This is a genomic window from Lentisphaera marina (assembly GCF_028745505.1).
GTDB lineage: Bacteria > Verrucomicrobiota > Lentisphaeria > Lentisphaerales > Lentisphaeraceae > Lentisphaera > Lentisphaera marina.
The window spans coordinates 71,056-96,154 of record NZ_JAQZZL010000001.1; the positions used below are offsets into that span (position 1 = coordinate 71,056).

The 25,099-nt window shown below is 40.3% G+C and carries 22 protein-coding genes; 14 read left to right on the forward strand and 8 right to left on the reverse strand.

Annotation, left to right across the window (positions count from 1 at the left end; translation table 11 throughout):
• The first annotated feature begins 24 nt into the window (after positions 1–24).
• The 7 genes from PQO01_RS00325 (at position 25) to PQO01_RS00355 (ending at position 7,217) form a co-directional block, all read left to right on the forward strand.
• Positions 25–1,134 carry a peptide ABC transporter substrate-binding protein gene (locus PQO01_RS00325; protein ID WP_274312051.1) on the forward strand — a complete coding sequence of 370 codons (1,110 nt, stop codon included), beginning with the start codon at positions 25–27 and terminating at the stop codon, positions 1,132–1,134.
• A gap of 65 nt (positions 1,135–1,199) precedes the next feature.
• Positions 1,200–2,393 carry an ISL3 family transposase gene (locus tag PQO01_RS00330; RefSeq protein ID WP_274312052.1) on the forward strand — a complete coding sequence of 398 codons (1,194 nt, stop codon included), beginning with the start codon at positions 1,200–1,202 and terminating at the stop codon, positions 2,391–2,393.
• The gene (locus PQO01_RS00335) at positions 2,390–2,932 is read left to right on the forward strand and encodes an ABC transporter substrate-binding protein (RefSeq protein WP_274312053.1); all 543 of its coding nucleotides are present in this window, start codon (positions 2,390–2,392) and stop codon (positions 2,930–2,932) included. Before PQO01_RS00330 ends, PQO01_RS00335 begins: the two co-directional genes overlap by 4 nt.
• Entirely contained in the window at positions 2,929–3,864 is a 936-nt protein-coding gene (locus tag PQO01_RS00340; RefSeq protein ID WP_274312054.1) for an ABC transporter permease, read from the forward strand. The genes PQO01_RS00335 and PQO01_RS00340 overlap by 4 nt, the downstream gene beginning before the upstream one ends.
• Position 3,865: 1 nt before the next feature.
• Positions 3,866–5,254, forward strand: a complete 1,389-nt coding sequence (locus tag PQO01_RS00345) for an ABC transporter permease (protein WP_274312055.1) — start codon at positions 3,866–3,868, stop codon at positions 5,252–5,254.
• Positions 5,251–6,264 (forward strand): ABC transporter ATP-binding protein, encoded by a 1,014-nt coding sequence (locus PQO01_RS00350; protein WP_274312056.1) that lies wholly within the window; start codon positions 5,251–5,253, stop codon positions 6,262–6,264. Before PQO01_RS00345 ends, PQO01_RS00350 begins: the two co-directional genes overlap by 4 nt.
• Positions 6,261–7,217: an ABC transporter ATP-binding protein gene (locus PQO01_RS00355; RefSeq protein ID WP_274312057.1), complete on the forward strand. Its 957-nt coding sequence runs from the start codon at positions 6,261–6,263 to the stop codon at positions 7,215–7,217. The genes PQO01_RS00350 and PQO01_RS00355 overlap by 4 nt, the downstream gene beginning before the upstream one ends.
• 221 nt (positions 7,218–7,438) lie before the next feature.
• Here PQO01_RS00355 and PQO01_RS00360 read toward each other — a convergent pair whose 3' ends face one another.
• From PQO01_RS00360 to PQO01_RS00375, 4 genes are all read right to left on the reverse strand, one after another.
• A complete protein-coding gene (locus PQO01_RS00360; protein WP_274312058.1) occupies positions 7,439–8,950 on the reverse strand; it encodes a serine/threonine-protein kinase in 1,512 nt (503 codons plus the stop codon).
• A 277-nt stretch (positions 8,951–9,227) separates the two neighbouring features.
• The gene (locus PQO01_RS00365; RefSeq protein WP_274312059.1) at positions 9,228–9,401 is read right to left on the reverse strand and encodes a hypothetical protein; all 174 of its coding nucleotides are present in this window, start codon (positions 9,399–9,401) and stop codon (positions 9,228–9,230) included.
• A gap of 393 nt (positions 9,402–9,794) precedes the next feature.
• Positions 9,795–10,748 (reverse strand): transposase, encoded by a 954-nt coding sequence (locus PQO01_RS00370; RefSeq protein ID WP_274312060.1) that lies wholly within the window; start codon positions 10,746–10,748, stop codon positions 9,795–9,797.
• 114 nt (positions 10,749–10,862) lie between these two features.
• Positions 10,863–11,507, reverse strand: coding sequence for a 6-phosphogluconolactonase (locus PQO01_RS00375; protein ID WP_274312061.1), 645 nt, complete (start codon positions 11,505–11,507; stop codon positions 10,863–10,865).
• Between the two features lie 93 nt (positions 11,508–11,600).
• On the opposite strand from PQO01_RS00375, the gene PQO01_RS00380 reads away from it, so the two are divergent.
• The 5 genes from PQO01_RS00380 (at position 11,601) to PQO01_RS00400 (ending at position 17,884) form a co-directional block, all read left to right on the forward strand.
• On the forward strand, positions 11,601–11,888 hold the full coding sequence (locus PQO01_RS00380; RefSeq protein WP_274312062.1) for a twin-arginine translocase TatA/TatE family subunit: 288 nt from the start codon (positions 11,601–11,603) through the stop codon (positions 11,886–11,888).
• A 66-nt stretch (positions 11,889–11,954) separates the two neighbouring features.
• On the forward strand, positions 11,955–13,385 hold the full coding sequence (gene tatC / locus PQO01_RS00385) for a twin-arginine translocase subunit TatC (protein WP_274312063.1): 1,431 nt from the start codon (positions 11,955–11,957) through the stop codon (positions 13,383–13,385).
• The gene (locus PQO01_RS00390) at positions 13,378–16,443 is read left to right on the forward strand and encodes an SNF2-related protein (protein WP_274312064.1); all 3,066 of its coding nucleotides are present in this window, start codon (positions 13,378–13,380) and stop codon (positions 16,441–16,443) included. The genes tatC and PQO01_RS00390 overlap by 8 nt, the downstream gene beginning before the upstream one ends.
• 118 nt (positions 16,444–16,561) lie before the next feature.
• Positions 16,562–16,804, forward strand: a complete 243-nt coding sequence (locus PQO01_RS00395; RefSeq protein ID WP_274312065.1) for a hypothetical protein — start codon at positions 16,562–16,564, stop codon at positions 16,802–16,804.
• 165 nt (positions 16,805–16,969) lie between these two features.
• Entirely contained in the window at positions 16,970–17,884 is a 915-nt protein-coding gene (locus PQO01_RS00400) for an aldo/keto reductase (protein WP_274312066.1), read from the forward strand.
• Here the strand turns inward: PQO01_RS00400 and PQO01_RS00405 are convergent.
• Complete coding sequence (locus PQO01_RS00405) at positions 17,868–18,338, reverse strand: GreA/GreB family elongation factor (RefSeq protein ID WP_274312067.1); 471 nt, start codon at positions 18,336–18,338, stop codon at positions 17,868–17,870. The two genes, PQO01_RS00400 and PQO01_RS00405, sit on opposite strands and share 17 nt — an antisense overlap.
• Positions 18,339–18,465: 127 nt before the next feature.
• On the opposite strand from PQO01_RS00405, the gene PQO01_RS00410 reads away from it, so the two are divergent.
• Positions 18,466–19,470: a tRNA dihydrouridine synthase gene (locus tag PQO01_RS00410; protein ID WP_274312068.1), complete on the forward strand. Its 1,005-nt coding sequence runs from the start codon at positions 18,466–18,468 to the stop codon at positions 19,468–19,470.
• On the opposite strand, the gene PQO01_RS00415 is transcribed toward PQO01_RS00410, so the two are convergent.
• Entirely contained in the window at positions 19,471–20,214 is a 744-nt protein-coding gene (locus PQO01_RS00415) for a hypothetical protein (protein WP_274312069.1), read from the reverse strand.
• A gap of 180 nt (positions 20,215–20,394) precedes the next feature.
• Complete coding sequence (locus PQO01_RS00420; RefSeq protein ID WP_274312070.1) at positions 20,395–22,488, reverse strand: hybrid sensor histidine kinase/response regulator; 2,094 nt, start codon at positions 22,486–22,488, stop codon at positions 20,395–20,397.
• A 228-nt stretch (positions 22,489–22,716) separates the two neighbouring features.
• Between PQO01_RS00420 and PQO01_RS00425 the strand changes: the two genes are divergently transcribed.
• Positions 22,717–23,883 (forward strand): IS256 family transposase, encoded by a 1,167-nt coding sequence (locus PQO01_RS00425; protein WP_274312071.1) that lies wholly within the window; start codon positions 22,717–22,719, stop codon positions 23,881–23,883.
• Positions 23,884–24,021: 138 nt separating this feature from the next.
• On the opposite strand, the gene PQO01_RS00430 is transcribed toward PQO01_RS00425, so the two are convergent.
• Positions 24,022–25,071, reverse strand: a complete 1,050-nt coding sequence (locus PQO01_RS00430) for an ABC transporter substrate-binding protein (protein WP_274312072.1) — start codon at positions 25,069–25,071, stop codon at positions 24,022–24,024.
• Positions 25,072–25,099: the final 28 nt, after the last annotated feature.

The following is a 25,099-nucleotide window of genomic DNA, read 5'->3' on the forward strand; positions in this document are numbered from 1 at the left end:
ATAGATCAATTAGGAGTACTCAACTTGTCGTTTTTTCGCTTTCTTACTTTTGCGCTTTTCGCAATAGCATTTTCTTCCTGTAAACAAGAAGGTGAAGGACTTAATTTTCAAAATCGTAGCATTGCCTACTCACTCTCACAAGAACCCCCCACTCTAAGTAGTATTGGCCCCGTATCTTCCGTAGCCTTCACAGTGCAGGCCCACATTTTTGAAGGCCTCATGCGCATGGACGAAAATAAAAAACTCGTCGGTGGAGTCGCAGAATCTTGGGAAATCAAAAAAAACTCCGCCAAATTTAAATTGCGCCACAATGCTACATGGTCCGATGGATCCCCCGTCACGGCTCACGATTTTGTCTTTGCTTGGCAAATCGCTAGTTCTCCTACTAATGAATATAATTTTATCATGGCACCAATTAAAAACTCTGCGCAAGTCGCTAAAGGCGAACTTGACTTAGATCAACTCGGAGTCAAAGCCATTGACGACCACACTTTAATTGTCGAATTCGCCTATCCCTGTGCCTACTTCCCCACCCTAACCACTTTTGTTAGCTTCATGCCCATCAAAGAAAGTTTCTTCAATAAATTTCCTGGCCGCGAGTATGCCTCTAATTCAGAAAAAATCCTTTATAATGGGCCTTTCACTATCAGTCGCTGGACCAAAGAAACTCAAATCAATCTCAGTAAAAATCCTCACTACTGGAATAGCGGTGAAGTTTGGCTCAACACGATTAAAATGCCGATCATTGATCAACCAAAAACTGTTCTCAATATGTTTGTTTCAAAAGATGTCTGCATGGCGTCCTTAGATGCCGACAACATCAAGAGTGCGCTTCAACAACGACTGCCCATGTCCACATATAAATCCGGTTTTGTTCTCTATGTGGAATATAATCAACGCGAGGGACGCTTAACTCAAAACAAAAAATTACGCAAAGCCATTTCCTTGGTCATCAGCTCCTATGATGTGGTTAACAAAGTACTCGGTACTCCCGGTAACCTCACTGCTCCAAGTATCTTCCCCTCATGGCTCCCCGGATCAGAGGGTGACTTGCACCGCGAGTACAACTTTGTACCCAATCCAGTGGACTATAAAAAAGGTTCTTCACGGATTTGCGTGATTTGCAATAATTAGTAAAAAAGTCGTTCTCATGATTAAGTTTGATTTACCACAATTAAACAAAATAAAGAGAACGACTTATGTTAACAGATAACTTCCTTTCAAATTTTTGGCAAGGTTTCGCAGTTGAAGATTTTTATATAGATAGAGATAAACTTAGAATTAAGCTTATCCCTCATAAAACGGCTTGCTGCGGACGTTGTGGCCTCATGGGCAATTCTATTCATGATATAAGCGAACGTAAGGTACGTGATTTATCATGTTTCGAATATAAAACATATCTAATAATACAAGTACGTAGAGTTAACTGCTTAGTATGTGGAGTAAGAACTGAGCACATACCGTGGCTAGCACCTTATTCTAGGGTGACAAAACGATTGAAGAATTATACTGAAGCTTTGTGCCGCATTCTTCCCATAAGTCATGTCTCGAATCTTTTAGGATTACATTGGACAACGGTAAAGGATATTGATAAGGGGCGTTTAATTCGTGAAGTTACAGAGCCAGATTATAGTAGAATCAAGCAGCTTGTAATGGATGAATTCGCTCTACACAAAGGTCATCGTTACGCAACTGTGATTGCTGATGCAAATACACAGCAGGTTCTATGGATTGGAGAAGGGAGGGCCAGGAAAAATATTCGACCTTTCTTTGAAGAACTCGGTGAGTACTGTCAGAATATTGAAGCAGTAGCAATGGATATGAATACATCTTTTGATTTGGAAGTGAAAGAACACTGTCCACACGCCGAGGTCGTTTATGATCTGTTTCATGTAATAGCAAAATATGGGCGTGAAGTTATTGATCGAGTTCGTGTAGATCGAGCTAATGAGTTGAAAGAGGACAAAAAAGCGAGAAAAGTAGTCAAGCAAGGACGCTGGTTATTACTGAAAAATAAATCTAATCTTCGCGGTTCTCAAGAAATTAAACTTCAAGAATTACTACAAGCCAATAAGCCTCTCGCTGTTGTTTACATGATGAAGCAGGCCTTAAAAGATATATGGTTTTGTCCCACAGTTAAAGAAGCCTTTAATAACTGGAGGTATTGGTTTAAGCAAGTGAAAGAATCAGGAATAAAGCCTCTTGAAAATTTTGCGAGAAAATTAAGACCCTACGTACGAGGCATTTTAGCATCCTCTAAGTTTCCATTAAACACAAGTGTTCTTGAAGGTATGAATAATAAAATCAAAGTAATCAAAAGAATGGCATACGGTTACAGAGATAGTACATACTTTTTCTTGAAAATCAGGGACGCCTTTCCCGGAAAACCGTGAAGAACCATAAAAAAGCGCAAGAGCTCATTGCGGAAGCTCGCAAAGAACTTGGCCTTGAACAAATAAAACTCAATTATTTAGTCACCGATTCTCCTGGCTCAATTAAAATGGCGGAATACATCCAATTTCAATTAAAAGATAAACTCAACATTGACCTCACTCTCGATATCCAAACCTTTAAACTTCGCATCGAAAAATCTAATCGAGGCGAATTTGACTTAGTCGGCGCCGGCTGGGGCCCCGATTATTACGATCCCATGACTTTTGGTGATTTATTTACCAGTTGGAACAATAATAATCGCGGTAAATTCAAAAATGCAGAATACGATCGACTCGTGACCGAAGCCAACGAATCCATTGACCCAAAAGTTCGCAGCCATAACTTTTTAAAAATGCATCAAATCTTGGTAGAAGAATGTCCCATTCACCCTGTCTTAGAGGGCGGAGGAATTTACGTCAGTGACCCACGCCTCAAAAACGTGCTCAGGGTTATCTCTGGTGGCGACCCCAACTTCACTTACGCTAGGATCGAAGAATGAAAAAATACCTTCTCAAACGACTCTGGCACGGGATTATCACCATACTCTTTATTTCTACCGCCACTTTCTTTGCCATGCACATGGTCCCAGGCGATCCACTGAGCAGTGAGAAAGCCATCACTCCCGAAACTCGTAAAGCTTTGGAAGCAGAATATGGCATTGATAAACCCTTATTCATTCAATACGGCATTTTCCTCAAAAAGACCTTCATCCATGGTGACCTTGGCTTTTCATATACTAATCGTAATACCAAGGTAAACGAAATCATTGCCAATCACTTTCCCGTTTCCGCTAAACTTGGACTCCTAGCTATTTTCTTTGCCACAAGTGGCGCCATCATGTGGGGTGCGATTGCCGCGAAATATCGCAATAAATTACCCGACTACACCAGTATGGTTCTCGTCATCCTTTTCATCTCTGTCCCCTCTTTTGTTTTTGCGAGTGGTGCTCAGTTACTCATTGTCAAACTCAATGCAGCTACGGGCTGGAACTTACCCTATCGCGGAACCGATTCCTTTGTCTCACAAATTGTCCCCGCCATGATCTTAGGACTTGGCACCATGGCCTTTTTAACGCGTATTATGCGATCTTCCCTACTCGAAGTCATTCATTCGGATTACATCCGTACTGCACGAGCTAAAGGCTTGAGCCCCAAACAAATTTTCTTTAGCCATGAGCTTCGCAATGCAGTGCTCCCCGTCATCACGATCATTGGCCCAGCAATCGCAGCCATTACCACGGGTAGTTTTGTCATCGAAACAATTTTCACCATCCCAGGCCTAGGGAAGTTTTTTGTCCAAGCCGTACAGCAAAATGATTACACCGTCATTATGGGCACCACCGTTTTCTACGGTAGCTTTCTCGTACTCACCGTTTTAGCAGTCGATATCGTTTACGGCTTTATTGATCCACGTATTCAGGTGGAGAAATAAAATGAAAAAAGCTACTGAAATCCCCGACATTGCAGAACTTGACTTTAGTCCTGTACCCAAAAGCGAAGCTCACGAAGAAAAAATGCGCCCTTCGCAATCTTATTGGCAAGATGCCATGCGACGATTTGTCAAAAACAAACGCGCCATGCTCGCGGCCTTAAGCCTAGTAATCATGCTTGGCATCTGCTTACTCGGACCTTTAGTTTGGCGAGTGGATCCAAACCTTCAGCAACTCAATGAAGCACTGCAATCTCCCAGCTGGAGTTTTGAAGGACGCACTGCAAAAGTTATTGCAGATCCCGATAATTCCCGAATGCAAACTTTTGTCCCTCAAGCTGGCATATTAAATTCCACAGTAGAAAACATCGTAACCGTCGGCCTCGCAAGTACTGTGCAGATACACTTAAGTTGGCAAGCCCCTCCCGGTGCCCACGCCTTCCAGATTTACCGTAACGAACTCCCACCACTTGATCGCAGCACTCTTGGTGTCCCTCTTGCCCTTGTGCGTGGACTCGAATACCGCGATGCTTTAAAGCTAGAGTTAATTGATTACTACTACTCTATTGTGGCTATTGACCAAGATGGTAAAGAAAGTGACAGCTACAAAACTCTACAGGTCAATGTCGAACAAGCCTTTAGTTTATCCGATGCGAAACGCTTGGGCTTTGATGTCGAAGTGGGAGATAGCGTAGTACTTAACGCCCACCCCCTAGGGACCGATAGCCTGGGACGCGATCTACTGGCTCGCATTATGAAAGGTGGTCAAGTCTCACTTTACATCGGTATTATTGCTCCTCTAATCTATATCTTCCTCGGCATCATTATTGGTGGGATTTCTGGTTATCTCGGTGGCAAGGCAGATAGCCTCATTATGCGATTCACTGACTTCGTCATTGCACTGCCCTTCCTCCTCTTTATGATTCTCTTCAAAGTCGCCGCAGGCAACTCCTCCGAAAACTCAATCAATATCATACTCTTCTCGCTGATTTTACTTTCTTGGCCAGGAAGTGCTCGCCTCATCAGGGGCCAAGTCCTCCAACTTAGAGAGGAACCCTATATTCAAGCTGCGCGCCTTTTAGGTGGTAGTCCTCTATATATCATATTTCGACACCTCTTGCCCAACACCCTCGGAGTCATTCTCGTGAGTTTAAGTTTCGCAATTCCTTCATGTATTTTTACTGAGGCCTTCCTTTCCTTCATCGGTATGGGCGTCGTTCTACCTGACACCTCTTGGGGTGCCATGTGTAACGAAGGTGTAAAACTCATGATCACTTACCCCTACCTGCTCATTGTCCCTTCAGTTTTCATTAGTATTACCGTACTCGCTTTTAATATCTTAGGGGATGGTCTACGCGATGCATTAGATGCAAAAATGAGGTCAAGAGAATGAGTAAAATACTTGAGATCAATAATCTTCACGTCGAGTTCGATACTTATGGTGGTACGGTTCATGCCGTGCGTGGGCTCGACCTCGCGGTTCAAAAAGGTGAAACACTTGCCGTGGTCGGCGAATCTGGCTGTGGTAAATCGGTGAGCTTCCAAGCTCTAATGGGACTTCTACCCATGCCTCCCGGACGTATTTCTTCTGGTTCCGCAAACTTTCAGGGGAATGATTTACTTAAGCTCAAAGAGTCTGAAATGCGCCCTTTGCGAGGTTCGCAAATCGCCATGATTTTTCAAGATCCCATGAGTTCTTTAAATCCCACAAAAAAGATCGGTGATCAAATTGCTGAGTCACTTATTATTCATAAAGGTATGAGCAAGCGTGATGCCCTTAAAGAAAGCCTAAAACTACTCGAATTAACTCGTATTGGAGAAGCACCAAAAAGACTTAATCAGTACCCCTTTGAATTTTCAGGCGGAATGCTTCAACGCGTTATGATCGCCATGGCAATCGCTTGTAAACCACAACTACTCATTGCCGATGAACCCACCACCGCTCTAGACGTGACTATCCAAGACCAAATCCTCGCCCTACTCAAAGACCTTCAAAAAGAATACGAGATGTCACTCATCCTCATCACCCATGACCTCGGCGTCGTGGCCCGTATGGCCGATCAAGTAGCCGTCATGTATGCGGGTCAAATAGTCGAAAATGGCTCGGTTGATGATATTTTTTATCGCTCGGCTCACCCCTACACTTTGGGTCTCAAGCAAGCACTTCCCAATTCCCAAGAAGGGAAATCGGCTCAGCTTATCCCCATCGATGGTAGCCCTCCCGATCTTTTCTCTCCTCCCAAGGCCTGTGCTTATGCCGCACGTTGTCCCATGGCTCGAAAAGTCTGCCTAGAGAAGGCACCACTCATTTTTGAAGCTAGCTCAAAGCATTTAAGTCGCTGTTGGCTTCAACACCCCCAAGCCCCCTCTCACCCTGAACTTTTTTGCGGAGAGCGCAAATGATCGAAATCAAACAAGTTTCCAAACATTTCCATCTCAGTAAAGGTCGCCATATCAAGGCTCTCGATCAAGTGAGCCTAGAAATTCACCCCAATGAGATCCTCGGCTTAGTTGGTGAGTCGGGCTCGGGCAAATCAACTCTTGGTAAAGTTCTTGCTGGGCTTCATCCCAAGACTATGGGATCGATCAAATATAAAGACGAAACTCTTCCTGATAATTATTCTGCAAAAGATTTCCTAAGACTCTCTAAAGAAATCCAAATGATTTTCCAAGATCCTTATTCATCTCTCAACCCGCGCATGACTGTCGGGGAAATAATTGGCGAGGGACTAAGCCTTAGAAAAGTAGCGAAAAAAACTATTCAGGAAAAAGTTCATGCGTGGTTACTCAAAGTCGGCCTACACCCCGATCATGCCTCGCGTTTCCCCCACGAATTCTCGGGTGGTCAACGCCAGCGCATCGGCATTGCACGCGCTCTTATTGTCGAACCTAAATTTGTCATTTGTGATGAACCCATCTCTGCCCTTGATGTATCAGTGCAAGCTCAAGTCATCCAACTTCTCCAAAAACTGAAAAATGATTTTGGCCTCACACTGCTCTTCATTGCCCATGACCTTTCCATGGTGCGCCACATTTCCGACCGCATCACCGTCCTCTATCTAGGACAAATTATGGAAATCGGTCCTGCTGATCAAGTTTTCTTTCATGCCAAACACCCCTACACACAAAAGCTCAATTCCTCTAACCCCCTACCGGATCCCAAGAGAGAACGAGAGCAACCCACAATTCAGGTGGATAATAGCGAGATCCCTTCGCCTTCCGAGATCCTTCGTGGATGCCCCTTCGCAAGTCGCTGCCCTCACGTCAGTCAAATCTGTAAAACCGAGCGCCCCGAACTCAAAAACATCGACAACAATCACCAAGTCGCCTGCCATCATTTAGACAAAATAAACTGAAACAACATTGAGAGTTATAATATTGTTATAGAATTATGAGAACGAATTTTTTAAGTTTAGAATAGGAACATGTAAACCAAACTTAAAGGACAGCTCATACTTAAAAATAATGACGTATAAATTTTATAGAAATAAGAAGTTCACTACCCCTTTAATAAGAACTGAAACCAACAAATACTTATACTTTAAGTTTTACGGCAATGCCAACAACTACACTAAGCTTATTGAATTTCTTTAATTAAACTAGCTAGCTCTGTATTCTGGGGAAATGTAGCTAAAGCATACACCAAACTTTCATTCGCTAATTCATAATCTTTATTTGAAATATAAAGATTGATTAGTTTTTTGTAGTTTTCTGGTGATGGATCCAGTGTCGCAAGTTGCTCAGTCAGAATGATCATCTCTGTTATATTTTTTTTATCTATATCAATTTTATCTAATTTTTCTTTGATCGATTTTACATGATTCCTGTACTCATTTACTTCTTTCTCCAACTTCAACTTTGCCAATAATTGCTTTTTATTTTTCATATTCTTAAGGTCTAATTCATGAGCTAAAGAATCTTTGTCTATAACCGTATTCGTGAAATTTAAATACCCTTGATAGCAAAATGATGTAAATGAAACAAAGAATAAAAAAAGCACCAAGCTTAAGCTCTTATTCCTACTTAAAACTAATTTGATTAACCTAATCTGACTAGCCTCTTCCGCGACGGTTGCAAAACCATGTAACCAAGCATCTATGTCCTCTTTTAAATCGTTTGTTCTTTGGTATCTTTCATTTAAATTTACCTGCATTGCTTTCTGAATTACAGGACTAATGGACTCCAAAGAGATTTTTGAACCCCACTTGTTAACATATTTTTCTCTGTACTTGGTATTCCCATTTATCTTATCTTGAAAAATGCCTTTAGTTGATTTTTTCAAAAATGGATCGGACAAATATACTATTTTATACAGTATGGCTCCAAGTGCATAGATATCTGCTCTCATATCAATTTCAAAATCAAGACATATCTGCTCAGGAGCCATATACATTGGAGTACCTAAAAATTGGCCATAGGCAGTTGTTTTACAGTTAAAATTATCCATCTGTCGTAGGGTGTGTACAAATGAATCCTCAAAATCGTAAACCGACTGCTTCCTTAAAAGTTGCTTAGTCTCCATAGGTGTACATACTTTGGCTATTCCCCAATCCATTACATACACTTCGCCATATTGACCAATCATAATATTATCGGGTTTTAGGTCTCGATGAACAATATATTTTGATGCTGCGTAGGTGATAGCGTCACATATTTTTATAAAAATCTGCAATAAAACATGTAGAGGGTACTTATCGACGTACTTTGGATTATGATCTGCTATTTGATTTAGGATCTCTTCTAGAGTTTCTCCCCTAACTAACTTCATAGCATAAAATGGCTCCCCATTATTACCTTGACACAAATCGTAAATTGAAATAATTGAAGGGTGATCTAATTGAGAAGTTATTTGAACCTCTTCTATGAAACGCTGTTTATCCAACTCCCCTATGTCTTTTTCCGGACTCATCATTTTCAAGGCCACATATCTTTGGCACTTAATGTCTTTTGCAAGAAACACATAAGACATCCCTCCTTTGGCAAGTAAACGAATAATTTTATATCTCGAATTAGAATCTATAAGTTTTGCTCCCGCATCAACCGTATCATCAACCGAATTTAATTGACTCGATATATCAAGTGTCTTCATAATCATTCCTCATTAATCCATTTTGTATAAGAAAGTTAATTCTCGAACGAAAAACAAGTTTTTTTTTTGGCGGGAATGCACCAAGTGAATTAAGTGAACCTTAAATGGACTAATGATTTATTAAAAAATCTCAATCCTCAAATAGATATATGAAAATCAAACACCCATGAATCACATTCATAAATGCTAAATTGACTATCACTTATATTTTGTAATAAACTAAAAAAGGCCCGTAAAAACGGACCTTTTTTGAGTGAATATGGATGCTAAGTCTAGATTATGCTTCTACTTGGCAAACCATTACTTCACCTTTAGTTGCACGTAAAAAACGTGCTAAGGGATAATCGCATGCGGGATCTTCTAAAGCCTCAGTAATGATCTTACCCTTTGCGCCATCTAATGCACCTTTGAATACTACGACCGTTTTCTTTGAACTAGTCAAAGCATTCATCGTCCAACTCCAGCGTTCTTTAGGTTCGTAAGATGCGGTAGAGAAAAAGAAAGAAAAAGAAAGGACAGGCCTTGGGGAAGAAAAAGAAAGGACAGGCCTTGGGGAAAGGCTAATCGAATAGAACTCCATGAAGAAAGAAAGGACAGGCCTTGGGGAAAGGCTAATCGAATAGAACTCCATAACTGATCTCGTTTCTTGTATTTAGGGTGTATTTAGGTGGTCAAAATCATCTATAAAAATTCATTTTATCTTTTTGTCAATAAAAGCGCAGAAATCGAGGAAAAACTTAGCCGAGGGAGTACAAAAACATCTAAAGTCAATGCAAGGGTCTCAAGACGGCTGTGAAGTCTTCCTGACTAAATTGAATATTTTGGATTAATTTGAGGGCTAAATTCAGCCCGATTTCCGCCTTGGCTTCAATGAATAAATATCATTCCATTCATTCTCAGTATAAGGCTTATGAATTCTTTTCCATTTCATCTTCTCTGAGAACTTGGCCAATTTCTCCCGGACGTACGCTTCTGAGCCAATGACTAGGCATTTTGTGAAGAATCTACACTTATGAATAAATAGATCATCCCAGGCGAGTTCTTCAGATAAATTAACTTCCCTAAAGAACTCGACCAAGGTTTGCGAATCAGCATTCTTATAACGACGTAGGCCAAGCATGTAAGCCCTAAAAACCTCTCTAAAATGCTTTTGCTTATCACTAACCCTCTTAGCTTCGATATCATAGCAAAAGAGATCAAAAAAATCATGGTCCGAATTTCCAACAGATCCTCCAGCGAGGCGATCAGCATACCCACAGAAAAAGAAATCTTTAGGATCAGTGACAAGCCCTGCTCTCACTGGATTCAGACTGATGTAAGCCATTACTCGAAGCAAAGAATCTGACTGAGGTGAAACCTCAATCATTTCTGAATCAAACCTCTGACCAAACAAGCGGCCCCAAGATGAATGTTCTCGATTAAACCACTGAACGAATCTTTGCTCAAAGTTTCCTATAATAAACGAAATATCATGAATTTTCTCTCTAAATTCATCACGCTGTGCTGAACTTATAAACTCAATCTCATCGTTTTGTTTAAACTTCCTGTAACGATTCAATAATGTGACATCATCCATTTGCTTAGTGGGTGGTACTTTTATTAAAAGATGAAAATGATTATCCATGAACACATAATCGATCACTTGATAGCTCAGCTTTGTATAGCCCGCAAAAAGTAATTCTTTGAGTTTATATTTCTCCTGATCTCGAAACAACATACGTCCACCAGCGACTCGATTGGTCACAAGATAATAAACTGCTTGATCTGAACAACTTTCTTTAATACGGTTATGAGCCATAACTTTCTCCTTTCCAATACGGAGAATATAAATCAATACATCATCAAAAGCAAATAACAAAAAAGGCCCGTTAAAACGGACCTTTTTTGAGTGAATGTGGATATTAAGTCTAGATTATGCTTCGACTTGGCAAACCATTACTTCACCTTTAGTTGCACGTAAAAAACGTGCTAATGGATAATCGCATGCAGGATCTTCTAACGCTTCAGTAAGAATCTTACCCTTTGCACCATCTAATGCGCCCTTGAATAGTACGACTGTTTTCTTTGAACTTGTCAAAGCATTCATAGTCCAACTCCAGCGTTCTTTAGGTTCGTAAGATGCTGTAGCACGTACGAGCCAATCAGCTTCTTTACCTTCTGTTTCTAAAGCATCAGAACCTGGAAACAAGCTCGCTATATGACCATCATCACCAAATCCGAGAAGTAGTAAATCAGCTTGCGGTAAATCGCCTTCACTTACTGACTGCATATAACCTGCAGCCATTTCTGCGTTGTCCGCAAATGGTAAAGGCACTAAGTCTTCATTACCTAAAAGTTCACGCACTTTACCAAAGTTACTACCAGAGTCATCATAGTCGACTAAACGCTCGTCATTCCAAGTCCAAGTCGTCTTTCCGTTTAGAGCTCCTAGGTCATTAAAACCTTGAATGAGTGGGGGGAGAGTCGAACCACCTGATAAAACTACGAGTCCCGCTAAGGAATTTTTCAGTTCGTCTGCTAAAGTGGCAAAACTATCATATTTCTTTATTTTATGCATTATTACTTATTCTCCTTGAGTATTTTGGCATGTAAATTAAAGTGAAGACCATAATTTTAAACAGCTTTCAAGCATAAACTTCAGGAATTAATTATGAATACAACACTTGCCTTCCTGGGTACACCAGAAATCGTTATGATTGTCGTAGCAGTACTCCTTATCTTTGGCCCTAAAAAAATTCCACAACTCGCCCGTTCACTTGGTAAAGCAAAACGCGAATTCAACGAAGCCAAAAGTGCCTTCAACGACGCTGTTGATGAGGAAGAATCTAAAGAAGAACCAAAAAAGATTGCACCTCCTGCTGAAGAAGAGATCGTAACTGATGAAGCTCCTACAGCGAAAGAGGAAGCAAAAGAAGAAGCTAAAAGCGAATCTAAATAAGCCCTCCTTTGCCAACTTTAATTTATCGCCACCCTATCAACATGGGGTGGTGTTTTTTTCTTGACTATGAATAACTACGACGATTATCACAACGCTGACGAGAACGATGAGAACCTACAAGAAATGGGTTTATTGGATCATTTAAATGATCTACGTGTGGCCATGTTTAAAGGCTTAATTGCTCTCTTGGTTCTTTTCCCTTTCGGCGCCTTTATGTCTAAACCGCTTATTGGCCAACTCACTTCAATGACCAAAGTCCCTACTCTACAGGCAATCATGCCGGCAGAGACTTTTATGGAACAACTCAAAGTCGGTCTCATCATTGCAGCATTCATGCTCATCCCCTACCTGACTTACTTGGCGTGGAACTTCATTTGCCCTGCCCTGTATGAAAAGGAAAAGCAATGGGGGAAAAACATTGTCGTTAGCTCAACATTGCTGTTTTTAGCAGGCTCCATGTTTGCCTACTTCCAAATCCTACCTGCCACACTCGACTTCTTTTATTCGCAAAATATCCCTGGCGTTGAATACAAACCACGACTCGCAAGTGTCACTGGTTTTGCATTGCAAATTTGCGGGGCATCTGGCCTCATGGCTCAGTTGCCGGTTATTACGACAATCCTCTACGCTCTTAATATTGTCAGCCTAGAGAAACTCAAATCTTCGCGAAGTATCGTATTTATTTCAATCCTCATTGTTTCTGCTTTACTCACTCCTCCAGATGTTTTTTCACAATGTATGATCGGTATACCCGCCTATGCCATTTTCGAAATCAGCCTTTTCCTTTGTGGCCTAATTGAGAGCAAACGTTCTGGAAAAAGCATACGACAAAAAATTCAGCAAGCTATTATTGCATTAATCATCCTTCTTGGGGGTGGCGCCTATTTAATGACCCGTGGCGCTGATTACTTAGAGAAACTCAAGAAAGATCGCGAAGCACCCGTGACTCAACTCAGCCAAGAAGAAGTACAAAAACTCATTACAGAACCCGAATCGCGCATTAAGCTCTTCGCAACTTTAGAGCAAGACAAGTTAGAGAAAAATGATCGACTGCTCATTTTGAACACAATGGCTAAAAACTGGTCTGAACTGAAGGGAATTGAGCGTGCACGCCTTATTCAAAACAACTTTATTTTAAAGCCTATTGAAGATAAAAACTCGCTAGATATTGAATTAGAGAACTTTATTAACCTCCCCGTTAATTTCCGTGCACAGTGGGCTTTTGAACTCAATGAGCAAACCTATTTGTGGCCAAACAATGAATTCACCTACCAATACAAGTACCAGGAAAATCGTGTTCTCGACCGTCTAATCTTAAAAAATATTAACCTAGCAATCCCTGCTCTGCAAAATATTAATGAGTGGTCAAATGTCACTCCTCTTCTACTCATTTTAGACGCCAAAAATATTGATGGCACTAACTTGACTGAACTCAATAAAATTTCTCAAGCAACATCAACTCCAGCTGCTAAACCACAGGCCGAAACACGTGATTGAATTTCTCAAAAAACATTGTCGCCCAGAAACTATTTCCTTAGCTCAACAGATTGCCGATGCCGGCATGGTCATTGCTCTTAGCCAACGTCCCAATGGCTTCAATGCCAAGATCGCTGCTCAACGTGGTCGATTGATGCAAGTCGACATTACGCTAAGCCCTGAGCAAGTTCACAACCGTTGCTCCTGCGGTGTCTCTGGCGCTCCTTGTGAGCACGCTGCGGCCGCTTTACTCGCTTGGGAAAAACGCTTCCCCGATAGCGCGCAATTTTTTCTCAATACAAAAGAAGAAGATTTGGCTCCGACTCAACCGCCTATCACTATCAGTCGTTCTAGTACGCCATCTTTGGAAAGCCTTTTACTCAACCTCAATCAGAAAAAAGCTGGCCTCGAAGTATTTGTCACTAGTGTCAACCCCACTCTTTTCACTTTAGAGATCAATATCACTTACGAGAAACGTAAATTTTCTTCCTCAAACTTTAAAAGTTTAACGGAAACAGGCACTGGCCCCGCAAAGCTTACAATTGATCACTTTGATATTGATGACCGCGAGATCATGAATCTCCTCGCAGATCTTCCCAAAGAAGGCCGTTTATGGACTGTGAAGGCGAGCTTACTCAATCGCGTCCTTAAACTTCGCCAAGGTCGCGAAATCAAACTTGAAGGTGAGATCGTACAAGTGATTGCCGATGATCTGCAAGCGGGCTTGCGTCGCACTTCGGAAAACGACGGTTTTGCCATCATCCCTGCCTTTCAACTAGACACTTTAGTCGACGTTAGCGAGTTCGAACTTTTCTACCTGCATGATGGTATTTGGGCATTGCTCAATCACAACCTTTGGAAAGTGAACGATAAGCTCCCTTATAAAACCATGAAAAAGTGGTTTGATGATGGGAAAATTCACCTCCCACGACTTCCTGAAGGCGATTTCATCCTCCCTCTCTTTGAAGATAATAAAGAAATTATTAAAGATCAAAGCTTACAACCGCGCCTCATTCTTGACTGGCAGGACATTTCAATTAAAATGGATCTCTTTTTTGATTATGGCGATGTACAATGCCGTTATAATGAAGAGACTTACGTCATTCCTTGTGGCAGCAAAACAATTTGCCGTGATCGCAACTTAGAAAGCGAATTTATCGAAGCCATCGAAAAAATGGGTTTCGTCGAAGAAAATAATTATTGGTGGATTGCTGGTTTTGATAAAATCGTCGCCTTTGCTATGGCATGGAAAGAGAATCGCCTCCCTCTACTATGGAACTTCTCTTGTTCACCTTCATTCCAGAAAGCTCTACTCAACAACCAAGTAGCGAGCTTAACTGTAAAAACTGAGAACGAAGGCCAACAACTCATTGATGTGGACCTCAAATTCCGTTCGCAGGACGAGCATTTAATTACTTGGAATGATTTACAAAAAGCCGTTCAACTCGACAAAGAATTTGTTTTCAGTGAAGATGGTACTTTAATTCGCATAGAAAATCAACTCAAAGAAACTGTTGCAGCACTTCCTGAGCTAAACATGACCAATCGTGGTAAAGTTCAATTCCCACGCCATCATGCCTTACTCATCAGCACACTCCTTCAACGCTTCTTTGACCCAAATGAAAAATCTAGCTGGTCCGGACTCTACGACATGGTTAATGGGCAAACTGCCGACCTCAGTCAGCTTGATAAAAGCCTCACAGAAATGCTACGTGATTATCAAGTCGATGGTCTTCATTGGTTAATCAACATGAAGAATGCCAACTGCGGCGCCATCTTAGCAGATGAAATGGGTCTCGGTAAAACCATCCAAACCCTCTCCATGTTGGCTTCATTAGATAAGACCGAGCCTTGCCTCATCGTCTGCCCTTCAAGTTTGATGGAAAACTGGCAAAAAGAAGCCAAACGTTTTACACCTGATTTAAAAACCTGTATCATTTCAGGCGATAGTACCGAGCGCAAAAAAGTTATTGGTGAGCGCTATGAATACGACATGCTTATTACATCCTACTCCTTACTTAGACGCGATATGGACCTTTATTCAAAAGTCAGATTCGATACGGTTGTCTTGGATGAAGCTCAACAAATCAAAAACCATCGTTCTCAGAGTGCTTTATCCTGCCGTAGCCTCCAGGCTGATAGCCGTTTAGCACTCACTGGTACCCCACTGGAAAACTCTGCTGCTGACCTTTGGTCAGTATTCGAATTTTTATCGCCAAGCTTGTTAGGTTCTAAGAAAAACTTTGAAGCGGCTTTCAAAGAAGACCAAGTTAACCCGAAGGCTCAGTATATTGCATTAAAGAAATTGCGCCCCTTCATTCTTCGTCGTCTGAAAAAAGATGTTTTGCCTCAATTACCTCCGAAACAGGAGCAGGTTATTGAGTTCAAACTTAGCGATCAAGAACAAGAACTTTATAAAGCGATTGCCGAAAACTTCCTACAAGATATTCTTCAGGATGAAACTGCATTTTCTAAGCGTCGTTTAGATATCTTATCGCTTATCACACGTTTGCGCCAAACCTGTTCTCACCCGGCTCTACTGCCAGAAGATTTTAAAGCTCAAGAAATTGAATCATCTAAATTTAAGCTCTTCCAAGAACTCGTTGAAGAAATTCGTGATTCGAGTCACCGAGCTCTAGTGTTCAGTCAGTTCACTTCCATGCTCAGTATCATGCGTGATTGGTTAGACGAACAAGGGATCAAATATTGTTACCTCGATGGTTCGACGAAAAAACGCCAGGACTTGGTTGATCAATTCAATGAAGATGAAGAGATTCAATTCTTCCTTCTCAGCCTCAAAGCTGGTGGTACAGGCCTGAACTTAACTGGTGCCGACACGGTTATTCACTATGACAACTGGTGGAATCCCATGGTCGTTAACCAAGCGAGTGACCGTGCTCACCGTATTGGTCAAACACGCAATGTAAACATCATTAAATTGGTTGCCCAAAACACTATTGAAGAGAAAATCATTCAATTACAGAAGACCAAAGAAAAGCTCTTTGATCAACTCGTTGAAGGTTCACTCAAATCCTCTTCTGAACTTTCGGAAAATGACATCCGCTTCTTGCTCGGCTAATCTTCATTTGACACTCAATCACTTCTATGGTATTATAAACTTGGAGTGATTGGAGGTAGTCAATAATATTTGACTTGCACACTCCTATATTAAAACATAAAAGAAAGGAGAGTGCCTTATGGAAGCACTAGCAGCAACATGTATGATAATTGGGGCAATAATTGCCATCATTTTTGGTTTCATTTTATTAATGAAAGCATTTCAAGAGTCAATTCTTTGGGGACTGGGTTACCTATTTGTACCATTCGTCAGCCTCATCTTTATTATTGTTCACTGGCAAGAAGCCAAAAGCCCCTTTTTGAAAGGTTTAATTGCCTTACCTTTTTACGGCCTGGGAATCGCATTAATGCCAACACAGTAAACTGACTGAGTTTTAAGCATTGGCTTGTATCCTGCGATACAAGCCTTTTTTTGTGGACCATTCAAAAACTCACCAAAACTTCATCCATTCTTACCCAAGTTTATTAGGCGAAATATAAATATCCTCATAAAGTAATAAATGAAAAAGATTTAGGAGTTCAACACAATGATCAATCGGCGTCAATTAATAAGTAAAGGTAGTGGACTGGCACTCGGCAGCTCTCTACTTCACCCCATACAAGCTACTCCCCAAGAGCTAAAAAAACTCGAGCTCATTGAACTCGGTAAAAGTGGGATTAAAACCAGTCGTCTTGCTCAAGGGACTGGCACTCGTGGTGGTGGACGCCACTCCAATCAAACACGACCTGGTTTTCAACATTTTGTCAAACTCATGCAACATGCTTACGATCGAGGTGTTAGGCTTTTTGACTTGGCAGATCAGTATGGCTCACATATTTATTTCCGTGAAGCACTACGACATATCCCCCGTGAAGAAATCACAATACTTAGTAAAGTCCAATACCGTCTTGATGGCAAAAAACCTCAAGACATGAGTCCTTCGGAGCAAAGACAATTCGCCAAAAATGCACTTGAACGCTTTCGATCTGAACTAAAAGTTGACGTGATCGACATTATGCTCATGCATAATATGACGACAGAAAAATGGGACGAAGAACTCGCTGGTTATATCGAAGTTTTACAGGAATATCAACAAGCGGGAAAGATTAAAGCCATTGGCATGTCTTGCCACACTCTACCTGCACTCAAGAGAGCTACTGAATTAGATTGGATGAATGTTGCTTTAACACGAATCAATCCCTATGGAAAAATCATGGACGGCCCTCCAGAAGAGGTGATGCCAATTCAGAGAAAATTTAAGCAAAAAGGTGTTGGGGTAATTGGCATGAAAATTTATGGTGCAGGAAAGTTACTTGATAAAAAAGATGAATGCATGCGTTTTGCACAAGGTCTCGATTACCTCGACTCTATGACCATCGGCTCTACAAGTACTGAGGAAATTGACGAAAATATTCGCCTCATGCAAAAATACCCTCACAGACTAACTAACTCAGTGAAATAATCTGATACCTCTGAGTTTTTCCATCGAGCTCTACACTTACTTGTTCTCCACAGTATTTCCCCAATAAGGCTTGTCCTAAGGGTGATGGTGGAGTGATTACTTGGATCCCATCTATTACGATTCCACCAGCTTGTGGACCCATAAATAAGTTGATCGAATCACTATGTTCATCTTCTAGTTCTATGAGTGCCGATAGTAAGATACGACATTTCTGATCAAAAGTGCGGATGCGCATCGCTTGATAAGCCGCAATTTCACTTTCCAACTCGGCATTGCGTTTCAATTGTCCCTCGACTAAATACGCAGCTTCCACAGATTTAGTTTCGTACTTACTTTTCGCTATATTTTCTTCATGAGTTGCGGTTTCCGCAGTTTCATTAATCGCCTCAAGCGATTCTTCATAATCTGCGCGCAAGCGCTCTATAATTCGTTCGACTAATTCATTCTTATTCATGGTAGGCAATGTACACAAACTAAGTCAAAACTTAAAGCCTTAGTGACAGGATTTTAAAGTCTTATTTTGATTGGTCTTAATGAAAAAATGTGCCATATTGCCGCCATATTTTATAAGGACAGATTTAATGAACAATTTTTGGAACGACATCAAAAGCCCTGGTATTGCTCTTGCCCCGATGGAGGATGTGACTGACACCGTTTTTCGCCAGATCCTTTTGGAAACGGCACAATCAAAAAATCTACAAGTTGTTTTTACAGAGTTCATTTCAACCGATGGCCTCTGTCATCCCATTGGGCACGACAAAGTTATTCACCGCTTCCTTATTTCTGATGAAGAGCGCAAACTTCTCAAAGAAAAAAATGTTAAAATTGTTGCTCAAGTTTGGGGTAAAAACCCTGATAAATTCTCAGAAGCTATTTCAAAATATGTTGACCCCGAAGTTTTTGATGGTGTGGATATCAACATGGGCTGCCCCGTCGCAAAAATCGTTAAACAAGGTGGTTGCTCTGCATTAATTGGCACTCCCGAAATTGCCAAAGAACTCGTTTTAGCAGCTAAAGCGGCAACCAAACTTCCCGTCAGCGTCAAGACTCGCACGGGAATTACAAAACACAAAACTGAAGAGTGGATCTCTCACCTTTTAGAAGTTGAGCCAGCCGCTATCACTTTGCATGGACGTACTCAAAAACAGCAATCTGAAGGTTTAGCAAGCTGGGAAGAAATTGCTAAGGGCGCACGTGTTCGAGATCAGCTCAAACCTCACATTCCCTTCTGGGGCAATGGTGATGTTCGCTCTATAGAGCAGGCTCATCAACTCTGTGAAGAACACCAACTCGATGGCGCTATGATTGGTCGAGGTGTTTTCCACAATCCATGGATTTTCAACACCGACTTACTTGGCGAAAATGTACTTCCTCCCGAAGAGAAAATAGCCTTGTTATGGCGTCATGCTTCACTCTACACATCATATTGGGGTTCACAGAAAAACTTCCTCACCTTGCGTCGCTTTTTCAAGATCTACGCACAGGGTTTCCCCGGAGCTAATGCCTTCCGGTCCGAGATCATGCAAACAAAAAAGCTTGAAGAAGTCCGTGCCCTACTGGAAAAGCACGAACTCTTTTTTGACTAACTAAGGTTCTTCAAGCTCAACACCTTCTGAATTTTCAATTCCTAGAAATTGATAGACATCATTTAGGCTTGGCTTCTTTATCAAAAAGAATATTAAAACTCCTATAAGCAGTATAGACAATAGACTCATAAGATAATTGATCTTAGATTTCTTAACTTGCGTTTGTGGACGACGACGCTCTCCACGTATTGTTTTGGAGGGGATTATTCTTTTGGGTTTTAAATAAGTGTCTTCAAATAAACCTTCATCCCGAAAAACTTCGACTTGGATTGGAAGGTCTTCTTCGGTCTTAGGTCTTGGTGGTGGGATTCGTTTACTACCTATTAAAAGGTCTAACTCAAGTTCGGGCTTTTCCACTTCATTTTCATCTGGCTCTACTAACTCTCGTCCAATAGAGCTTAAAGATTTAATTTCTTGGGTATCGTAAATACTTGTCTTTTCCCCATCTAAATTAATTGCTTCGCCCTCGTTCAAAGTTTGCTTGTCTGAATCATTCTTTAGCAAAGTTGGAATTTCATTCGATGGCTTAGAACTTAAACGACGAAGTGATTGAATCTCGTGTGTATCTAATGCATTTAGTTTGGCTTCCTCTGGGTCAAAGTAACGCGCCTCTTGTCCAGGCATGGGCACCAACATAGCTAAATTGCAACTTGCACAACGCACCTTGCAATCGATGTACTTTCTCGACGCTACTAAAGGTCGTTTACAACCTAAGCAATCAAATAGAACTTCTTCTGTCGACATTTTTTAACACCACCCAATTTGTATGGTGAAATTTACAATGGAAACAACTCGTCTTCAAGACATAAGTCGCTTTAGACATAAAATTCATGTTATAATCAAATGGGAATTTGAACATGTTCTATTGTTGCTTTCTTAAATAAATTAAACTCACAACACAAGACCGATTTAGCAACTACTAACTCAAATTTTATTTAACATTGAGTTTAAAATATGCTTTATTTCCATTTGGCTAAGTGGCTTTAACATAAAGCCATTACACACTTCTAAAGCCAATGCTCTTTGCTGTTCTCGTGTACTCAAAGCAATAATCTGGACATCTTTCATATGATCATCTTCTCTGAGGATTCTAACCACTTCAAAACCATCTAGTTTGGATATTTCTAAATCTAGGAAAATAATATCAGGCAAAAAATTCCTAGACTTACGCAATATCTCTATACCACTTTGTGCTTCCTCTATTTCACATTGATAAGATGAACAAGCTTTTTTGACAACATCTCGATTAAAAGCTTTATTATCTGCCACCAAAACTTTAAAAGTATCACCTTCAGTTATTTCCGAAGATTCAATATTATCTACTTCTTTAACTACAAGTTCAATATTTGGAATCCTGACTTCAAACACACTGCCTTTTCCGACCTCACTTTCAAAACTAAGGCTTCCACCCAAAAAGCCTAATAACTGTTTACACAAAGCCAAGCCTATGCCCACACCACTGCTGTCGTTATAATTGTCTGATTCATATTTTTCAAAAACATTAAAAATCTGATTTTGATGACTTTTTTCTATACCTGTACCAGTATCTTGAACAACAATCACTAAATCGACACATGTACTTTCAGCTCTTGAGGCATATGAAGATATAGAAACGCTAATGCCACCTTCTTCAGTAAATTTAATTGCATTATCAATCAAATGGCTCAAAATCTGATTCAATTTCATGCCATCAAGTAATACTAAGTCGGGAAGGCTGTCTCCATATTCAAACTTCATGTAGATACATTTTTTGGAACTCCTCCCCAAAAAGGATAATTCAATATCCCGAAAAAACGTCTTTAAATTCACAACAGAAAGCTCTTCTTCAAACTTCCCTGACTCTTGTTTTGAAAGGTCTAACAAATCATTAAGCATCTTAAGAAGAGTGTTTCCTGAACTCATGATATTTTTTAATAAATCTAATTTATTGGCATCTACTTCTTTTTGTTTCAATAATTGCGAAAAACCCAAAATCGCATTCATCGGAGTTCTAATTTCGTGACTCATATTTTTTAGAAATAAAGTTTTCGTTCTATTTGCTGCCTCTGCTTTATCTTTTTCATGAGCTAATTCTTCAGTTCTATCGATAACCAACTGCTGCATTTCATCTTGGTATTTCTCAATCTGACTTAACATATCATTAAACGATTCACCTAATACACTAATCTCTTCTGGAACGGTATGTGAGTTTGATGTTTGGTAGCGATCACCCTTGGCATACGATTTAATATTTTTAATCAGAGAGTCTAAAGGTCTTGAAATTGTGTAAGAAAAATAAATCCCCACAAAAACAACGACGAATAAAACTAAAACACTATAAATAATGAGTTTATTCAAACTCGCCTCAATCACAGAAATGACCGCATCATAACTTTGCGAGACTAAAACCGTAAACTGCGGACCTTGATAAGCACTACCATAGCGTAAGCCCTCTTTATCATACTCAAAACCTTTCTCACCTAAGCCTAACATCTCCTTTATAGAATTATCTACTGGCTGCAGGAGCTCTTTTTCACTAACCCCCGCGATAAAGCGACCATAGCCATCTATTAACTGAGCCTCCCCACTCTCACCAAAATCTAAATGCTCAATCACTTCTGTAACTTGATTAACGTTCAACTGAGCGCAAAGGACGTAATTCATTGCTCCTTCTTCACCATATACTGGTGAGGTGAAAGAAAAAACTATGTGTTGCGGGTCTAATGTAAAGTACGCGGGTGAAACTTGCGTTGTCTTTTCACTAAGTGTTTTTTTAAAATACTCTGAATGTTTAACTCCACCCGTGTAGTTGAAGTTAGTCGTCACTAAAACCCTACCTTCTATACTCACCAGAGAAATATTCTCAAAGTCTCCAATCAAGTCCTCTAACTGCTTAAGCTTAGCTCTTTTTTCTTCTATGGAGTAAGATTTTTCTCTAATAACTGGGTCTTCAACAATAAGGTTCATATCGCGTTCTGCATGAAGAAAAACTCTCTGAACATTATAATGGACTTCTTTAGCTAAAATATTTGAAGTCATCAAGTCTTTCGTCAACAAAGTTTTTTCTAAAAAATGGACTCCGCCAGGTAGTGTCCCAAATTTTCTGTAAATTCTGCTATAGCTCTACTTTAAGAGTTATGAATAGCTTCCGAGACTTCGCGAGAATGGGAACTTTCTCGTCGGAGCGAAATTGAGGAAGTTGTTTGTAACTCGGGGTAAAGAAGATGCAGAGTGGTGTTGCACCAAAACAACCCACAAGGAATTATTATGCACCACTCTACACACGAGAACAGTAGTGTCTTATTAGAAATGATCCACCAAGTCACAGAAAACGGCGAAAGCGGAATGCTTGAAGCTATGAGAGTATTACTAAATGAAGCGATGAAAGTAGAGAGAAGTAATTCTCTTGATGCTGCTCCATATGAACGCAATGAAAATCGCTTAGGTTATGCTAATGGCTATAAAAACAAAACCGTAAACACTCGACTTGGAGCAATGAAGCTCAACATTCCTCAAGTCAGAGGTGAAATCGATTTTTATCCAAGTTCTTTAGAAAAAGGCTTACGAAGTGAGCGAGCTTTGATGACAGCTATGGCCGAGAGTTATATTCAGGGAACTTCGACAAGAAAAGTCACGAAACTTCTAGAGAAAATGTGTGGTCTTTCCGTGAGTAAATCACAGGTGTCACGAGTTGTATCTGAGCTAGATGAAAGCTTAGAAAAGTGGCGTAACCGTCCTTTAGGGAAATATCATTACCTTTTGGTGGATGCGAGATACGAAAAAGTTAGAGTAGATAAGACTGTTCGAGATTGTGCTTTGTTAATTGCTTATGGGATAGATGAATCAGGAAAACGCTCAGTTTTAGGTACAAGTGTCTCTTTAAGTGAAGCTGAGGTTCATTGGAGAAACTTTTTCCTATCATTGAATGCTCGAGGACTTCATGGTCTTAAGATGATCACGAGCGACAGTCATTCGGGACTGAAAGCCGCTTTAACAACTGTCTTTGGGTCAATCCCATGGCAGAGGTGTCAATTTCATTTACAGCAGAATGCGGGGGCTTATGTGCCTAAGAAAGCGATGCGTTCAGAAGTTGCACAAGACATTCGAGATATCTTTAATACCCCTTCAAAACAGGACGCCGAAAGACTTTTAAAGCTTACTTGCTTAAAGTATGAAAACAGTGCTTCTCAATTATCTGAATGGATGGAATCCGCACTTCCTGAAGGCTTTTCTGTATTTGATTTAGATCGTTCTTGTTGGACAAAACTGAGAACCACCAATATGATTGAAAGACAGAATCGAGAAATTCTAAGGCGAACTAGAACCGTGTCTATTTTCCCAAATGAAGCTTCACTGCTTAGATTAGCGTCCGCTATTCTTATGGAATTAGATGAAACCTGGATAGCTACAAAAAGAGTTTATCTGTCTGTTTAACTAAAATTGGTCAACACCAATTTACAGAAACAACGGGACTCTATCCTCCGCCAACGCTTAAAGATGAAATGGCTATAACACTAATTAATACAAAATATATTAACACTCGGTGTTTTAAACTTAAGGCCTTGCCATTCATTATTTACCTGACTCTTGCAATTGATTAAAGAGGTAAAGGTAAAGTTCATTTATTACCTTGTTGTTATCTCTAATTTTCTCCTGTTTTTCACAGATCGCTAACAAACTCTCAGGCATATTAATCAATGGGTTTCTCAAAGACTCACTATCCAAATACTTCTCTGCTCCTTTCAATCCAGGAGCAGATTTAAATTGCAAGGCTATTTCAGCTGCCACTTGTGGGGTGTTGATGAATTCTAAAAATCTATAGGCATTAGCTTTATTTGGCGCATTTAAATTTACGCACATCATATCCCGCCATACACAGGGCCTATCTAAAGAATATATAAATTCAATATTGTCATTTTCTTCTTGATATAATAATGCATCTCCACTATACGCCATGGCAATCCAAACTTTCTCCTCAACTAAATCATCCAAGCCAGAATATAGATCTTGAAACACAGGTCGCATTTTTTTCACTTCTACTGCAAAATCATAAGCTCGATCATGATCTTTTTTACTTAAAGAATTCATGCTAAATCCCGCACCATTCATCAGCATATAAAAGATATCTGTCGGCTCATCTAATAATGAGATTTTACCTTTAAACCTTTTATCTGTAATGAGAAACCTGCAATCTTTAAAAGCCAAGTCCACATACCTTTTGTCAACTGCAAAACCTAATAGACCTATACTGTAGGGAACTCCGTAAGCCTCTGAACCTTTGAATAATGGGTGTGCACGTGAGTGTATTTTTACCGCAGCATCATCGATTTTTTCGATAATTCGTAGAGGTTCTAATATTGTAACAGCTTCATTCACATCTGCAATGGTTAAATCACAAAAACCGGGCTGTGATTGCAGAGTCGCCACCTGTTCATCAACCGTCTGAAACTCTTTTAGAATTACTTTAATCCCTGTCTCTTTCTCAAATTGCTCTAAGATATTCTGTGGAGTGTAATCCTCCCAATTATATAAAATCAACTCTTCTTGGGATGATTTTGGGTGCTCGGCAAGGGGGGCTGAGTCATGACAGGAACAATGCATCCACATGAGAGTTAAACTCATTAAAAGCCTCGGAATGTGTCTATTCATC

Bases quoted from the DNA above. Each gene is read 5' to 3' on its own strand.
- PQO01_RS00410 (WP_274312068.1), top strand. From the start codon at position 18,466: ATGAACAATTTTTGGAACGACATCAAAAGCCCTGGTATTGCTCTTGCC.
- PQO01_RS00380 (WP_274312062.1), top strand. From the start codon at position 11,601: ATGAATACAACACTTGCCTTCCTGGGTACACCAGAAATCGTTATGATT.
- tatC (WP_274312063.1), top strand. From the start codon at position 11,955: ATGAATAACTACGACGATTATCACAACGCTGACGAGAACGATGAGAAC.
- PQO01_RS00370 (WP_274312060.1), bottom strand. From the start codon at position 10,748: ATGGCTCATAACCGTATTAAAGAAAGTTGTTCAGATCAAGCAGTTTAT.
- PQO01_RS00365 (WP_274312059.1), bottom strand. From the start codon at position 9,401: ATGAATGCTTTGACTAGTTCAAAGAAAACGGTCGTAGTATTCAAAGGT.
- PQO01_RS00345 (WP_274312055.1), top strand. From the start codon at position 3,866: ATGAAAAAAGCTACTGAAATCCCCGACATTGCAGAACTTGACTTTAGT.
- PQO01_RS00430 (WP_274312072.1), bottom strand. From the start codon at position 25,071: ATGAGTTTAACTCTCATGTGGATGCATTGTTCCTGTCATGACTCAGCC.
- PQO01_RS00350 (WP_274312056.1), top strand. From the start codon at position 5,251: ATGAGTAAAATACTTGAGATCAATAATCTTCACGTCGAGTTCGATACT.
- PQO01_RS00330 (WP_274312052.1), top strand. From the start codon at position 1,200: ATGTTAACAGATAACTTCCTTTCAAATTTTTGGCAAGGTTTCGCAGTT.
- PQO01_RS00420 (WP_274312070.1), bottom strand. From the start codon at position 22,488: ATGACTTCAAATATTTTAGCTAAAGAAGTCCATTATAATGTTCAGAGA.
- PQO01_RS00340 (WP_274312054.1), top strand. From the start codon at position 2,929: ATGAAAAAATACCTTCTCAAACGACTCTGGCACGGGATTATCACCATA.
- PQO01_RS00400 (WP_274312066.1), top strand. From the start codon at position 16,970: ATGATCAATCGGCGTCAATTAATAAGTAAAGGTAGTGGACTGGCACTC.
- PQO01_RS00425 (WP_274312071.1), top strand. From the start codon at position 22,717: ATGCACCACTCTACACACGAGAACAGTAGTGTCTTATTAGAAATGATC.
- PQO01_RS00360 (WP_274312058.1), bottom strand. From the start codon at position 8,950: ATGAAGACACTTGATATATCGAGTCAATTAAATTCGGTTGATGATACG.
- PQO01_RS00355 (WP_274312057.1), top strand. From the start codon at position 6,261: ATGATCGAAATCAAACAAGTTTCCAAACATTTCCATCTCAGTAAAGGT.
- PQO01_RS00415 (WP_274312069.1), bottom strand. From the start codon at position 20,214: ATGTCGACAGAAGAAGTTCTATTTGATTGCTTAGGTTGTAAACGACCT.
- PQO01_RS00375 (WP_274312061.1), bottom strand. From the start codon at position 11,507: ATGCATAAAATAAAGAAATATGATAGTTTTGCCACTTTAGCAGACGAA.
- PQO01_RS00395 (WP_274312065.1), top strand. From the start codon at position 16,562: ATGGAAGCACTAGCAGCAACATGTATGATAATTGGGGCAATAATTGCC.
- PQO01_RS00405 (WP_274312067.1), bottom strand. From the start codon at position 18,338: ATGAATAAGAATGAATTAGTCGAACGAATTATAGAGCGCTTGCGCGCA.